Annotated in this window: 17 protein-coding genes and 1 pseudogene; 12 read left to right on the top strand and 6 right to left on the bottom strand. The window is 33.1% G+C overall.

Annotation, left to right across the window (positions count from 1 at the left end; all coding sequences use genetic code 11):
* The first annotated feature begins 504 nt into the window (after positions 1-504).
* From ACYQ73_RS17135 to ACYQ73_RS17115, 5 genes are all read left to right on the top strand, one after another.
* Positions 505-1,476 (top strand): ABC transporter substrate-binding protein, encoded by a 972-nt coding sequence (locus ACYQ73_RS17135; RefSeq protein ID WP_460013606.1) that lies wholly within the window; start codon positions 505-507, stop codon positions 1,474-1,476.
* A 17-nt stretch (positions 1,477-1,493) separates the two neighbouring features.
* Positions 1,494-2,486 carry a FecCD family ABC transporter permease gene (locus ACYQ73_RS17130; RefSeq protein ID WP_460013605.1) on the top strand — a complete coding sequence of 331 codons (993 nt, stop codon included), beginning with the start codon at positions 1,494-1,496 and terminating at the stop codon, positions 2,484-2,486.
* Positions 2,486-3,268 carry an ABC transporter ATP-binding protein gene (locus tag ACYQ73_RS17125; RefSeq protein WP_460013604.1) on the top strand — a complete coding sequence of 261 codons (783 nt, stop codon included), beginning with the start codon at positions 2,486-2,488 and terminating at the stop codon, positions 3,266-3,268. Before ACYQ73_RS17130 ends, ACYQ73_RS17125 begins: the two co-directional genes overlap by 1 nt.
* Before the next feature lie 11 nt (positions 3,269-3,279).
* Complete coding sequence (locus tag ACYQ73_RS17120; RefSeq protein ID WP_460013603.1) at positions 3,280-3,774, top strand: heme iron utilization protein; 495 nt, start codon at positions 3,280-3,282, stop codon at positions 3,772-3,774.
* Between the two features lie 683 nt (positions 3,775-4,457).
* Positions 4,458-4,718 carry a transposase gene (locus ACYQ73_RS17115; protein WP_460013602.1) on the top strand — a complete coding sequence of 87 codons (261 nt, stop codon included), beginning with the start codon at positions 4,458-4,460 and terminating at the stop codon, positions 4,716-4,718.
* A 241-nt stretch (positions 4,719-4,959) separates the two neighbouring features.
* On the opposite strand, the gene ACYQ73_RS17110 is transcribed toward ACYQ73_RS17115, so the two are convergent.
* Positions 4,960-5,886, bottom strand: coding sequence for an iron-hydroxamate ABC transporter substrate-binding protein (locus ACYQ73_RS17110; protein WP_460013601.1), 927 nt, complete (start codon positions 5,884-5,886; stop codon positions 4,960-4,962).
* A gap of 1,320 nt (positions 5,887-7,206) precedes the next feature.
* Here ACYQ73_RS17110 and ACYQ73_RS17105 point away from each other — a divergent pair.
* The 4 genes and pseudogenes from ACYQ73_RS17105 to ACYQ73_RS17090 form a co-directional block, all read left to right on the top strand.
* Positions 7,207-7,377 (top strand): annotated as a pseudogene (locus ACYQ73_RS17105) (amino-acid racemase); the annotation flags it as partial.
* A 499-nt stretch (positions 7,378-7,876) separates the two neighbouring features.
* The gene (locus ACYQ73_RS17100; RefSeq protein WP_460013600.1) at positions 7,877-8,497 is read left to right on the top strand and encodes a DsbA family protein; all 621 of its coding nucleotides are present in this window, start codon (positions 7,877-7,879) and stop codon (positions 8,495-8,497) included.
* A 158-nt stretch (positions 8,498-8,655) separates the two neighbouring features.
* Positions 8,656-9,477: an MBL fold metallo-hydrolase gene (locus tag ACYQ73_RS17095; RefSeq protein ID WP_460013599.1), complete on the top strand. Its 822-nt coding sequence runs from the start codon at positions 8,656-8,658 to the stop codon at positions 9,475-9,477.
* Between the two features lie 4 nt (positions 9,478-9,481).
* On the top strand, positions 9,482-9,880 hold the full coding sequence (locus tag ACYQ73_RS17090; RefSeq protein WP_460013598.1) for a nuclear transport factor 2 family protein: 399 nt from the start codon (positions 9,482-9,484) through the stop codon (positions 9,878-9,880).
* 160 nt (positions 9,881-10,040) lie between these two features.
* On the opposite strand, the gene ACYQ73_RS17085 is transcribed toward ACYQ73_RS17090, so the two are convergent.
* The 3 genes from ACYQ73_RS17085 to ACYQ73_RS17075 are packed head-to-tail and all read right to left on the bottom strand — an operon-like array spanning position 10,041 to position 10,984.
* Positions 10,041-10,259, bottom strand: coding sequence for a DUF3955 domain-containing protein (locus ACYQ73_RS17085; RefSeq protein WP_460013597.1), 219 nt, complete (start codon positions 10,257-10,259; stop codon positions 10,041-10,043).
* Positions 10,260-10,283: 24 nt separating this feature from the next.
* Positions 10,284-10,493: a helix-turn-helix domain-containing protein gene (locus ACYQ73_RS17080; protein WP_460013596.1), complete on the bottom strand. Its 210-nt coding sequence runs from the start codon at positions 10,491-10,493 to the stop codon at positions 10,284-10,286.
* An 11-nt stretch (positions 10,494-10,504) separates the two neighbouring features.
* Positions 10,505-10,984, bottom strand: a complete 480-nt coding sequence (locus ACYQ73_RS17075; protein WP_460013595.1) for a DUF2975 domain-containing protein — start codon at positions 10,982-10,984, stop codon at positions 10,505-10,507.
* A gap of 287 nt (positions 10,985-11,271) precedes the next feature.
* Here ACYQ73_RS17075 and ACYQ73_RS17070 point away from each other — a divergent pair, with 287 nt between their 5' ends.
* Together ACYQ73_RS17070 and ACYQ73_RS17065 are read left to right on the top strand one after the other, a co-directional pair.
* A complete protein-coding gene (locus ACYQ73_RS17070; RefSeq protein WP_460013594.1) occupies positions 11,272-11,427 on the top strand; it encodes a hypothetical protein in 156 nt (51 codons plus the stop codon).
* Positions 11,428-11,451: 24 nt separating this feature from the next.
* A complete protein-coding gene (locus ACYQ73_RS17065; protein WP_460013593.1) occupies positions 11,452-11,670 on the top strand; it encodes a DUF3955 domain-containing protein in 219 nt (72 codons plus the stop codon).
* A gap of 547 nt (positions 11,671-12,217) precedes the next feature.
* On the opposite strand, the gene ACYQ73_RS17060 is transcribed toward ACYQ73_RS17065, so the two are convergent.
* Positions 12,218-12,607 (bottom strand): spore coat protein, encoded by a 390-nt coding sequence (locus ACYQ73_RS17060; protein WP_460012042.1) that lies wholly within the window; start codon positions 12,605-12,607, stop codon positions 12,218-12,220.
* 1,014 nt (positions 12,608-13,621) lie between these two features.
* On the opposite strand from ACYQ73_RS17060, the gene ACYQ73_RS17055 reads away from it, so the two are divergent.
* Entirely contained in the window at positions 13,622-13,936 is a 315-nt protein-coding gene (locus ACYQ73_RS17055; protein WP_427559481.1) for a hypothetical protein, read from the top strand.
* Positions 13,937-14,563: 627 nt separating this feature from the next.
* On the opposite strand, the gene ACYQ73_RS17050 is transcribed toward ACYQ73_RS17055, so the two are convergent.
* Entirely contained in the window at positions 14,564-14,929 is a 366-nt protein-coding gene (locus tag ACYQ73_RS17050; RefSeq protein ID WP_460013592.1) for a hypothetical protein, read from the bottom strand.
* Between the last annotated feature and the right edge of the window lie 9 nt (positions 14,930-14,938).

Genomic DNA, 14,938 nt, shown 5'->3' with positions numbered 1-14,938 from the left:
CAGACGACTCACCTATGATAGGTAAGTCGTTTTTTTATGTACTTGAGCGCTCGAAATCTAACAAATTTAAAAGAAATAGATTGGTTATCAACTGAAGATTTAAGATCCTTAAAAGGAGTAGCTGGCTCAAAGGTTTTAGCTAATGAAATATTAAATTGTTTAAAAATCTAAAAAATGAATCTGCTGGAATGTCAATTATTATGAGTAATCCAGTACTAAAAATTTACCGGAATCGTAATAAAAAATATCTTTTTATATTAGAAATGCCCTTCTTAAAAATAGAAGGGTATTTTATTTGAGTATATTAACTTATTGGAATAATGATGTTTAATTTTTACCCCATGTAACTCCTAAAATAGTAATAGACAATATTACTTTTTTTGTACACAACTTAAATAATCATTGAGATTTTTAACTATCTTTGATAACATAATTGATATTGAAAATCATTATCAATTAAACGGAGGAACATTAATATGAAAAAAATGGCTCACTGTCAGTACTTTGGCATTATCACTAGTTTTAGTTGGCTGTGCAGATAAGGAAGAGAAAAGTGCTGACAAAGAAATTAAGGAAGAAAAAACAACACAACAACAAAAAACAGCAGATGCATCTGCTGCACAAAAGGATGAGTTTCAGGATGGGGTAGATGAAGAGGCCTTTCAAAAAGCATTAGCAAGTTTCCCTCCGACAGTACCAGAAAAAATTGTTACAACATCGGTTCCTTTAACAGAAATGTTACATCTTATTGGGATAACACCGGTTGGGGTACCAACATCAACAAATCCAATACCCACAGACTTTGATTCAATTACTAAAATCGGCTCACCAATGTCGCCTGATTTAGAGGTCATTTCAAGCTTACAAACAGATCTAATACTTGGAGCTTCTTCTCTTAAAAGCTCGCTAGATCAAGCACTTCAGGGAATGAATCTACCAACAGCTTATTTACCAACAGATTCATATGATGACTTGAAGTTAAGCTTTAAAGTGCTAGGTACGTACTTTGGTAAAGAAGAAAAAACGAATGAGATCTTACAAAATCTTGTAACAAAAGAAAAAGAGCTAGAAGCAAAAGCGAAAGGAAAGGAATTACCATCTGTGATGCTTGTCATCGGTACATCTGATTCCTTTATGGTAATGAACGACAAATCGTACTTAGGAAGCTTAGTCGAACGATTAGGTGCAGATAATATTGCAAAATCGGTATTAAAAGCGGAATCAACATATTCACCGATGAATCTAGAAGATATTGTTGTAGCCGATCCAGATAATATCTTTGTATTAGCATCAGGTGATCATGGGGCTAATGAAGATAAATTCAAGCAAGAAATTAAAAAGAATAGTGCATGGCAACAATTATCGGCTTATAAAAATGACAAAATCTATATGCTTGATTACAGTACATTCGGTGTTACATCGATTACAAATGCTGAGACAGCACTGACAACAATTTCAGATTATTTCTATAAATAAATTCGTGAGGTAGAGGTATGATTCATACAGCAAGAAGTCGCATGATTATTATCACGACCTTTGTGGTAACCATCTTAGCTGCAATTATAGCGATTGGTTTAGGCAGTGTTCATATTTCCATTCCTGATATTTTATCCACCCTAATCAATGGCCGTGATAAAGAGGGGGTTTATACAACCATTATATGGGATATACGCCTTCCTCGCGTGTTGTTGGCATTAATCATTGGTGCTAGTATTGCCATTTCGGGTGCTTTATTACAGGCTGTTATGGGTAATCCATTAGCCGATCCAGGCTTAACAGGGGTAACGAGCGGTGCAGCTGCCTTCGTTTTGCTAATTCTTTTAGCGAACCCTGAATTAACACATTTGATTCCATTTGCTGCCTTTATTGGTGGTTTGATTGCGGCTGCAATAGTGTATGCCCTAGCTTGGAGGCGTACAGGCATTACGCCAATCACCATTATTTTATCAGGGGTTGCTGTGAATGCATTGTGTGGTGGTGTCATTGGATTCTTGTCGATCCTTTATAGTGACCGTCTACCATCAGCGGTGCAATGGATGAATGGTAGTCTCGCCGCAAAAGGGAATGCATCTTTGCATATGATTTATGTGTATGCCATCATAGGTTGGATACTCTCTATTTTTGCGATCCGCAAAGCCAATATTATTCGTTTAGGCGATCAGGTCGCAACCAATTTAGGGGAAAGTGTAACCCGTATTCGGATTATGTTATCAATTTTAGCTGTCTTTCTTGCAGCGATTTCAGTTGCAGCAGTGGGCATGATTAGCTTTATTGGATTAATCGTCCCACATATGGCTAGATTACTAGTTGGCTCAGATTATAAGTACATGCTACCCATGAGTATGGCTATGGGGGCGATTGTCTTATTGATTGCCGATACTGGTGGGCGTACATTATTTGCACCACTAGATATTCCAGCAGGTATTTTAATGGCGGTGATTGGTGGACCTTACTTCTTATATCTAATGAGAAAGAGGGCGTTCTAATGTTAAAAATTGATCAGCTATCCATCAGCTATGAACAAAAGGAAGTTGTCCATAATTTTTCATTTGAAGTTAAACAAGGCGAGATTCTATCGATTATTGGTCCGAATGGCTCTGGTAAATCGACGATATTAAAGGCGATTGCACGAATGCAGCCGTACAATACTGGAGATATCCTGTTTGAGGGAGAAAATATGCGTCGACTATCCTCAAAGGAAATCGCACGCAAAATGTGTATGCTGAGTCAACAAAACCAAGCACCAACCGATATATCTGTTAAAAATTTAGTGGCCTACGGTCGTTATCCACATAAAAAGTGGTTTGAACGTCTAAATGCAGAGGATAAGGCCATTATTGATTGGGCATTAGAAAAAACCTATCTTTCACATTATAAAGAAAAGCCAATTGCTGCTTTGTCTGGTGGGGAGGCACAACGGGCATGGATTGCCATGGCTTTAGCACAACGGCCCCGAGTGCTATTATTGGATGAGCCTACGACCTTTTTAGATATTGCTCATCAGCATGAAGTGCTTGAATTAGTGCGAGAGCTTAATCGTGATATGGGTATGACAGTTGTGATGGTGCTTCATGATTTGAATCAAGCCTCTAGTTATAGCGATAAAATCGTGGTTGTAAAGGATGGTAACCGAGCACAAATAGGGACACCCGATGAAGTCATGACTGAACAGATGATCCAACAAATATATCGCATGGAAGCTGAAATTCAATATGTATCTTGGGATAAAGCTCCGAGAATTCAATTAAAAAATACTGTTAGAGTATAAGGGGAATTAATATGCCAAAAGCAATCGATGTTGAACAAGTAAAACAGGATTATGAAGCCTTTATACAAAGTAAAAAAAATTGTGTGTTAAGCTTCGTGAATGGGGAAGGTAAGCCTTTTAGCAGTACCACACCATTTGTGCGCCTTAACGGAAAGTTTTATGTTTATATTAGTCGAGTTGCGGAGCATTACCAACTAATGGATCATTCAGAAGTAGTTGACTTAATTTGTGTAGCGGATGAGGCCAAAACAGCTAATCCATTTGCCCTAGAGCGAGCACGTTGGCAATGTTTGCCTAAAAATTTAGGGAATGAAGGTAATGAGGAAATATTTGCCACATTCGATCAGCTGTTTAATGCCAAAATGATGGAATTATTACGCTCACTTGATTTTTCTTTATTCGAATTAACGCCATTAGAGGGACGTTATGTTGTTGGATTTGGGAAAGCTTTTACAATTGATATTGAAAATGACACACTCATTCATGTAGTTATTGATAAAAAATAGTTTAACTATTTTTTTATATGTAAGTGTTATTGATATACACCTTGGAGAAGCAAAGCAGGGTTTTACTATAAGGGCTAGCACCACATTGCCATCAAGTTAAGAAATACAGTCTTCCCCAAACGATAAAAACAAGAAACTTTTGTTGTGAGGGTATTATAAAATTTTAACTTGTTGGCCATGGGATGGCACCCAATTTCTTTATGCAAGTCTATATTAATCATAAAAAGAGCATTCGAACATTAATTCGAATGTTCTTTTTTATTTTTTACCAAAGGCTGATGAATGATAAATTTTTGGTCCTATTTTAGTTTGTCGACACTCTGAAGCCTCTCCCGCAGAAGGTTTTTTTATTTAAATTTTATGCTTGATTACGCAATTTAAATGTATCTAATAGCTCTTTTTTTCTTTATGGTTTAAAAGCCTTAGTGAGTATAAAAACTTCTTCTCTTCTGAAGAAAATGCCGTTAAGAAAAACTCAGAAAGATAAATATTATAAACTTGATCTAAAAAATTTCTTGTTATATTAAATTTTTCTAGTATTTCGTTTTGATTTTTTAATATCTGCTTAGGGATTAGATCTAAAATGCCCTTTAATCTTTCTGAATTAGTTGGATGTATTATAGATGAGTGGACATACCTCGGTAAATTAATAGAATTAAGCATAAGAGAGGACGTGTCCGACCATGAGTCAAAAAAAGTACAATAAAGAATTCAAACAAACAGTAGTCGAGCTTTATCGCTCGGGTACACCGGTCAATCAACTAGCTAGCGAATATGGTGTGTCAGAAGTCACGATTTATAAATGGATTAAACTTCATTCTCCAATTGAAGGAACTGGGGAGTTAACCGCAGCTGAAATAGCCGCTATCCAGAAGGAAAACCTTCGCTTAAAACAAGAGGTAGATATCCTAAAAAAGGCTATGACCATATTCGCGCAAAAATAGAAGACCAAGAGCTGATCGACCACATTACGAAAGAAAGCGGAAGATTGAAAGAGGCTGGGACATAACTAGCAAAAACCTTTAAAAGCGCAAGAAATCAATATTAAGAACGTTGATTTCTTGTGCTTTTCTGATGTGTAATTTTATAATTTTGCTTTAAAAATATACTTATGTCTCAGCCTTTTTCTGTTTACTTCTTATTAAAAATAGACTTATAACGAAGATCTTAGCTTTACTGTATTGGTTATTGTAAGAATTTCTTTTCAAAAAAATCTAACTGATATTCTAATGTTTTTGCATCATTAAAGTAAAATGTGTTTGCATTCACTTCATATAAATGACCATTCTTTACAGCTTTTATATCTTTAAACCATGCTGTATTTGTAAATGAAGAATCTTGGTCTTCTGGTACACTTAAAATGATATAGTCACCAGCGTATTCACCTAATACTTCTTGTGAAATTGCATAATACCCTGGCTTTAAGGCCACTTCCTTGACTTTTTCTGGCATTTTTAAGCCCATTTCTTGATATAAAATTTCTGTTCCACGGGCCCAGTTATCTCCAAAAACATATAACTGTTTATCAAAACTTTCTGCAACAGTAACTGTGGCATCCTCACCAATTTTTTCTTTAATTTGCTTACCTACTTCTGAAGCACGTGCTTTAAAATCCTTTACCCATTTTGTTGCTTCTTTTTCTTTATTAACAACTTTTCCAATTTCGATAAATTGCTGTAAATAATCCGCTTTACCGTATGTAAACAGTACAGTTGGTGCGATTTCAGCTAATTTGTCTCCATTTTCAATATTATTTAATCCAATAATTAAATCTGGATCAAGTTCAATAATTTTTTCAATATCCGTATTTTCAACTACTTTCGCATTTTTAAGGTCATCATGGAAGTTTGGATTATTTGCCTCCCATGCATCAACACCCACAACTTTAACTCCAAGCTGCAACAAATCCCCTGCATATGAGGATAATACTACTACACGTTTTGGATGAGTTGGTACTTCGATCGGACCTGTTTCTGATTGATAGGTAATCGTTTCCGCTGAAGAAGCTTCTTTTGTACCCTCATCATCTTTCTTCGAATTGTCTTCCTTATTGCCACACGCTGCTAGCACTAGTATGACCACCATCATCATTGGTAATAACCATTTTTTCATTGATCAAATCTCCTTTTAATAAAGTTCTAATGTAAAGCACATTGGCTTATTGGTACGTGAGTTCTTGCCAATAAATGCTTCAATATGAAAATCGATAGTAGAATACAAATCCTTCTATATAAAAGTGTATAGTTTCAGTTCCAATCGATTTAGCTTGTAAAAAACGTGACCTCACTTTCCAAGGTAATCGCAAAACTACGATAATGATAATCATTATCAATAAAGTTAGTCTAGTTATTCGAGAAGGTTTTGTCAAATACTTTTTTAGGATGTTTCACTAATACCTTCAGAAGTTTTCACCATTAGCTTTATGTGTCAATACACATAAAATAGACTAATTTCCCCATTAAGCACCCCCCTTAACTTAAATATTTTTACAATTGAATCAATTTCATAAATCATATTTTCCAAGAGCTTAGACTGCTCCTATTAAGACAAATTACGTTTTTTAAAATTATGCTGCTTGATTTTTTGTTTGTAATAAAGCATTGAGACGGTCCACTGCTAATTTGCAGGCATTATAAATAAACGTCATCAGGTTGAAAATGAAGTTTGGATTTTCTTCCTGTTCCATGAGGGATGTTGTTTAACTGAAAATATTGTTTTAAATAGGCATTCAGACGTTCTACGGCGGTACGTTTTCTTTATAAAAGTGTTTCTAGATACGTGAATTTTCGTAAATCAGCGTCACGTTTAATTTTGAAAATCTTCTGACAGAGGGAATCATCACGTTACGGACAGGTGCACATTCCTTTGGTCGTGTGAATTTTAGTGTTCGATACCATAACAGTAGCTGTGTTCACGTACACATGTCGGTCTGAATGCTTATCAAATTTAAGTTACTCGCATTCATTGCGGACATTATAGGGAATGACTGCACGCATTTGATACTCGTATGATTGACAAAAAATGGGTTCGAATCCCACGGAGTTCACCCAACGCCACGGCCTTTTAAGTGCCAGAAGATTTTTTTAGTTTGTTAACAATACTAAAGAACAACATTTGGAATAGTTATAAAGTAAACCAAGTTTGCTTTGGGTAAATGAAATCATTTCCTACAGTTAATCGATGGCAAGGAACATTTAACTGGTAATAGATATTGACCCAATCACAGATAGAGATATTTGCGAGTGTTGACCCAATAGAAAATCCCAGAATGATAAAGTAATTAGCAAACACGGTTACGAACCTATCTCTGACCCATATTTAAAAAAGCCATATTTTATAATGATGATGGTACGACCTATAATAAAACCTACACAAGAATTGATTTAAAGAAGTTAATGAACTAAAGGGGGGTTTTACTTGAAGATCATAATCGATGAATTCTATTCAGAATTAGCTGAAACGATTGATACCGCTATCATTGCATGTACAGATTTAAATGTTGTTACAGATAGAAAATCCAATGATATTTCCTTTGTTGATTCATCAACTTTTCTCGCTCAAGCCGTTGTACATAAATATTTATCATTAATGGACAGAGGTTAGTCTTTCCTATGATAGTTTTTTCGTTACTTTTTCACTAACTAGCGCGATCGAAGAATAACATAGGTAGAAATAATCAAACTTTTTTATAAAAGCCAAACTTAAATCAATCTGCTAGAGAAGAATCCAGTTTGATTAATCTTTTTTCAAAATGGATTCTTTTTATTTATCGTAAAACTTGGGATTGCGAGGTATTTTTGATTAAACATTATTTCAAAGCTACATATGTAAACTGCAGTGAAAAAATAATTTCACCAATTTTAAAAACGCGTCAAACCGTTGATATATCAATGTTTATAGAGGGAGGTTGATTTTTTCGTCAATAAGAATTGACTTTCATTCTTGTTGTAACTATAATGGTTACAACAAGTTGTAACAGCGCTTGTTACAGGTGGAGGAGCAATGTATATTCAAGCACGTGCAATTCTACGAGCAAAAAATAGGTGAGGATTTATAAGTAACAACGAGATTGGTTAATAATAAATAAAGGTAGGCGTTTTTAATGGAGACAAAACAAGACACCCTTATATATGTATGGGATGCATATTGTGGATGGTGCTATGGATTTTCAGAAAGTATTAGAGGTTTTTACAAAAATCACCCTGAAATGCCGTTAACTGTTTTATCCGGAGGATTATTTTTAGATAATCTACCAATAAAAAAATTCTCATATATATCAGAAGGTAATAAAAGAATTAATCAACTTACTGGTACAGAATTTGGTCCTTCTTATCAGGCTTTGTTGTCAGAAGGTACTTTTACTATGAATTCAAAAGATGCTGCAATTGGCTTTTCAGCTTTACGTTCATTAGCACCGAACCGCTTGTTAGAATTTACTTCAGCTATGCAAAAAGCGTTTTATTATGATGGGAAAAGTCTGAGCGATCCTGAAACATACCGTAAGATAGCTATTGATCATCATTTGGATCCTGAACAAGTACTAGAGCGACTAAAATCTCAAGAAACTATAATAGATGTTCAAAATGATTTCAATAAAGTTCAACAACTTGGTATAAATAGTTATCCTTCTTTACTTCTACACAAGGATAATCAATTAATTCCTATTGGTGGCGGAATAATGACATCGGATAAAATTGAAGCGCGTTTTAAAGATTTGTATTAAAGATGGTTCAATTTTAAATTTCTATAGATTTAATACTTTCTCACAGAAAGAGGATAAAATGTAATGATTTTATGAAGTAATGGTATTTATAACTCATTTGCATCTAATAAAACTACATTGCTTATTAAATAACTTCATCAAAAAGGAGATAAAATTCTATGTTTAAAACAATCGAAATAAATCAAAATGATGTGAAATTGACGATATTTAGTTCTGAAGAAAAAAGTTTTATGGTGACTGCAACTTTAGTTGAAAAAGCAGGACATGCATTCTTAATAAATGCGAAATTTACTCAATCCGATTCGAAAGAAATTGTTGATTATCTGAAAAAAAATAACGTATCATTAGATAAAATTTTTATTATTCATGGAGATCCTGACTACTACTTTGGATTAGAAAGTATTAAAGCAGCGTATCCAGAAGCCATTGCGTATGCCACAGAATCTACTGTTGAACATATTGTTCATTCTGTCTTAGGGAAATTAAAAGTTTGGAAAGATGCACTTGGGGAAAACGCACCAAGTAATGTTGTATTGCCTCAAGTGTTAGCAGAAAAAACTATTGACTTTCAAGGTTTGACATTTGAACTTGTAGGCTTAGATAATTACAGAACGAGCTTATTTAACAAGGAATTAAAATTATTGATTGGTGGCATTGATATATTCAACGAAATACATGTTTTCTTAGCAGATACTAGCTCAAAAGAAGCAATGGAATCTTGGATTGAGAACTTGAAAGTGTTACAAGGATTAAATGCTAACATAATCGTACCAAGCCATGGTTCAATTGAAAAATCTTTAGATAATCAAGCACTTATTGCAACTATCAATTATCTAAAAACTGCAATTAAATCTTCTGAAGTAAGTAAAACTTCTACGGATTTTGTTGCAAAGCTTGAAGCAGCATATCCAGGCTATGCAAATAAAGGCGTATTAGAATTAAGTGCTAAAGTTGTAACGAAAGAAATTTCTTGGGGGTAATGTTATGAATAAATATCAAAAATTATTACATGAAACATATGTATTAACTGGTGAAGGCAAATTGGATGCCTTCAAAACGTATTTAAGCGATAACGTATCTTGGACAGAAGCTGCTGGATTTCCTTATGCGGGTACTTATGTAGGTCCAAATGAAGTAGTGAAAAACGTACATGAACGCCTTGGAACCGAATGGGATGGCTATTCTGCAAAAGATGAAATCTATGCGTTTAATAATCACACTGTTATCGTCTACGGAAAATATAGTGGGACGTATAAAGCAACAGGAAAATCATTTATAGCAGACTTTTGCCATCTATATGAATTTGATGAGAATGATAAGGTTAAAAAATTTATTCAAATCGTGGACAGCGCAACTGTCAATAATGCATTAAGTTCAAATTAGTTGTTTGTAACTTAACTTGTTAGACACTATAAGAAGGTGAAAGGCTTAGGAGATGTTCCTAAGCCTTTTTGAAGGTTTTCAATGAAAGAAAAATTATGAGAATCTATTTTTCACCAAAAACTACAATTCCCTATATGTAAAGGAAATTGTAGTTTTCATTTTATACATCAATTATTTTGTTTTTTAACATCGAAATGATACCAATAAACAATATCAAAATAATTCCAGTTAAAACTAATAAACCTCCAAATGGAAGTAAGTAGAACGGTTCTCTCAAAGTACCATCTGGTTCCACTTTTGTTCCAACCATGACATAAGTAATTAAACTTACAATACCTAAAATTATTGGTGTAGAAGCTAAAAAATATTTATTTTTCATTATACAATCTCCTAGTTTTAATCATCAAGACTCTTTTTTATATTCTAAAATATCACCTGGTTGGCATTCTAGAACTTCACATATTTTTTCTAGAGTTGAAAATTTAATCGCTTTTGCCCTTCCATTTTTTAATATTGAAACATTCGCCATTGTAATTCCTAATCTTTCAGACAACTCTGTAACACTCATTTTTCTTTTTGCTAACATTACATCAAGATTTACTACAATAGTCATATTTAATCACCTCAAATCGTTAAATCATTATCCTGCTTTATTTCACTTGCTTGTCTAACTAAATGAGACAGCAAAGAAGTAAAGACAGATATAACGACTGAGAAAAATAGAATCAATAAAATAATCATTAAAAGATCAGTTTGGTAGCTGTCAATTATGAAAAGATACATTAACGCAACAATATAAAAAATCCCTTCAATGATTGATAAAATACCAACATACTTCAATCTATCCGCATTTTTAATAGTAAAGACTTTGTCAGAAGCAATATCTGAACATATTCGCCACCCTAGAAATAGAGCAATAAAAAACGGAATCCCTGTGATCCAAATAAATCCAATAAAAGAATTATAAAAGTCCTTTAAAATTTTTGAATCCTTTAAAAAATTTTTTCCAATTTCAGGTGCAATATAGACGCAGAACAATACACCAAAAATTCCACATAAAATAATGATTAATTTTAACCACGCTGATAATTCTTTCTGTTTCATAAGATTTCTCCTTCTTAGTAGCTTACAAATATACAATAAAACAATGTATATTTAAAGTCAATAAAACTTTATTGTAAAACGATATATTTTTGTTGTAGAATATGTTTGGGTTTGAGTTTTTATTCTAAATTTATTCATATTGAGTACCTTGTTTTAATTTGCAAATAAAAGCATCCGAAATCATAGTGGTTTATAGTTAAATGATAAAAATTTATTGTTTTACGATAAAAAAACATTGACTAAGGATGTGTTGTTAGTTATTCTAATGTTAGAAAGCTGAGAAGGCGGTGAATCATGAAACAAAGGGAATTAACAAAGCGGTAAAAATGGGTGTTAAAGAACTAGCGGAAAAACTGGGTATCATAATGGCAAACATCACAATATTAAAAATGAAAAAGAAAAAGTGCCAACCAGGTGATATCTTGGAAAATAAAAATAATTAAACTAATAATTTGGAGGATAATATTATGAAAAAAAAATATCTAATCGCATCTACACCAATACTTATAGGAGTAATCTGTCTAATTGCAAAAGCAATCATTGGAACTGAAGTAGGTCCAGATGGTATTTTACAAGAACCTTTCTTCTTGGTTCCACTTGGATTTTTATTATTCTGTTTAGGAATAATATCTTTAATGTTTGTCGCATTAATTTCAATGTTTAAAAAAACACAAGTTTCAAATTAAATTTTGAATAACAGGCTACCAACTATATAAAAAAACGACCAGGCGCTCATCAAAAGGTGAGTACCTGGTCGTTTATGTTTATTCCTCTGCTTTTGGACTAAATGTTAATCAATTCATATCGTAGGCGTTCGGTACACCGAGAGTGCGGGCACATGTACCAAGAGACTACTTAAAAGTCTACAGTAGAAGAATTATACTTCTATTTGCAGACCAACAACACTTGGAATAGTTTCGGAGTAACCAATGGCTTTAAGAGGTTGCTTTGAAATGAACCCCATTTTCTACAGTCATTTTGATGAAATTGAATACATATCTCAAAAATTATTATTAATATAATAAAAAAATGTCTGCTTATGGTGCAAAGCAGACATTTTTTTGTGAAGGATTTCTAATGTGCAATAAAAAATGCCTTAGTTTAATTGTAATTTCAAACTGACCTTTGTGAGGATATCAGCCGAAAGAAAATGTTTAGCAAGGAAGGAGGAATCTTTCTGAACATTACTTTAAATATAATGAATAATAATTTTACTGAAGGTTGGATATTTTATTAATTAATGAAATCTTGAGGAACACATTCACGAACACCTGAATTTCTCATGGAGTTAAATAAAGCTGCACCGATTCTTAATAAAACATTGTTATCTGTTCCATTTTCTAAATCATAAATTACGTAGTATGCATTATCAACTGTAAAAATACATTTTCGTTCTAATTTAAATCCAGGTGGTACAGGTGGAAGAGTAATAACTGGTCGAATTACAGGTGTATCTCCTTCATCTCTGATAAAATTGAAAGTTTGTTGGTCAATCTCATAGATATTAACTGGATCAATCTCCACACCTTCATCTGGAATTGTAATTTCATCTTCAACTAATAGAAAAAAGCGTTCGTTTCGAAAATTAAAAAGACTTCTCGCTCCAATTTCAAATGATGCCATTTTATATTCACCTCCTCTTCTATTCAATATTTTATTCATATCGAATACAGTTGTTTGGACAAAAAGGAAGGCGGAGTGAAGAATAGTAAATATTATTTTTTCAATACTTATAATTATCCATTCTGTTTCTAGACTGAAGTCTAACCTATAGTGTACTTTTGAGTAAAGTAACTATAAAAAGGGTCACTTGGGATAGGAGTGACCCTCAGTAACAGAATCGGAGGTGTAAGGCTAAATTAGCTTTACCTTACTACTATTATGATGTGATAGCTATGTTTGTATAGTGAATTGTCTGTGAAATAGATTTAAAAATAAAAAAGTCGTCACGTCGTCACATGCTATATTAAACTATTGAACAATATGTGTATTAAATGAAAAAAAAGAGCGACTATAATATCGCTCTAAAGAATTCATAAAATCCCATGTCCATAGGAATAGCCCAAATTAGGAGTCAAAAATTTAAAATACATTAGGCATTAACATTTTTTCTTTAGCTTCTTTTTGCTCACTTGCTGAAGTTTCTTCTTTAGATGCAGCTTCATCCTCACTACATGCAGTTAGACAATACTCCTAGATAAAATATTTTCTTCATTGTATAACCTCCCTAGTATTATCATTTTGGTGAATGTATCCTACAGATAAAAAAACAGACAAATGTAATTAGTTATCTGTTTTGGTATCTGTACAAAGTTGTTTATCTGTATTATTTACTTCCTCAAAAGCTGCTTTAATTTGTATAGTAGAGGACAACTTTTGAAGAGTCCAGTACCGATTTTGGAATGGTAGGAGTAAAATAGCCGCTATAAATGCTTAAATGCTCTGAGTTATGTGAACTAGTTTAGTAAGAGAGTAACTATTTTTTATGTAGGGATAATGTCCTAGTTCCTTTCTAAAATTAGTTAGAGTATCGAAATAAAAAAATAACCCCAAAAATGTTCAGTATAATATTCGCTTAATTTCCAATACTAAACCTGTATTAAAATAATATTAAATTAAGGAAGGAGGCTTTTATTAGTGAGATTTCTAACATGGGGTGTAATTGGAGCTGTTATTTTGGGGGTAGCTAGGGGATTTCAAAATGGTACACTTCAACAGTTCACAAAAAATATTTCGAATAAATTAAATCTACAGAATGCTCAACAAATGATGCAACCAATACAACAAATGGCACAACCATTGCAGCAAATGTCTCAACCTTTACAACAGATGAACCAATCTTCACAACAGTCGAAGCAACCTCAACAACAAGCAAACCAGTCTTCACAACAAATGAATCAATCATTACAAAATACAGCCATTAACTCTTCAACTGGTAATTCATCAAAATAATAATATTTACAAATAAACAATTGCTATGAATGGAAGGAGTCTGACGGAAAAAATTTATTCATCAGAATGTATTCATAGCAATTGACTCTACATATTTTTTTAGTATTCACTCTAAAATCTGGTGGCTTTCGGTACATCGAGTGCTGGCAGACATAATCTTAACTCAACAGGCAAGAGACTACCTAAAACTAAAAGTGCCACAGCAGAAGATATTTTTCATTTTTAAAATGGTTACTAAACAACAACAATTGGAATAGTTTCGGAGTAACCAATGGCTTTAAGGGATGTTATGTGAATGCAGCAAAAGCAATAGCAAGTCAAACTAAGACAGCTAAATTGACTAAAATTCTGTAGATACATTATAGAAGAAGGGGCTGGGACATAACTAAATGGTTCCTTCATAAAGCCGAATAATCTCTTAATTAACAAAACGCGATAAATAGAAAAACCGAACTATTCTGAAACACTTCATGAGAGTTTCATTGGATAGTTCGGTATTTTTGTTGGCTGAAACACATTTGTCCCAGCTTCTTTCTTTATGTTTTAAGGTTGGTAGTGGTGTTGTTGAATTGTATACTCAAGGTCTTTGAGTTTAGCTGTCAACAGAATTTATGTTTTGGCGTTGGATTACAATATTGTTCCATTAAGCCACCCATTAATAGCAATAAGGTCCATAAGTACATGTAGTTCAGTACCAACTAGAGCGGAAATAAAAATGACCTTATATGATATGCTTTGTTTATAAGTAAATAAGAACATTGCTTTAGGTACTGTCTTAAGACAAAACATTATTATTAAAGATAAAAATGCTGCACAAATCAAACCTCCTATGAAACTTTCATCTAAATTACCTATAAGAGGTACTTGACTAATTAGCTCAGTTACAATATCTGGAAATGCCATACCTGAAAATAGAGTTGCGATATTTAATTTTTTTCTATATGCTAAAGCAGCTGTTGTGGTAACAACTGTATGTCCTATAATACCAGCCATTTAAGATTC

This window comes from Lysinibacillus sp. CTST325, assembly GCF_054665055.1.
The sequence above is the reverse complement of the archived record's forward strand: the minus strand, read 5'-3'. Positions and strand labels throughout refer to the sequence as shown.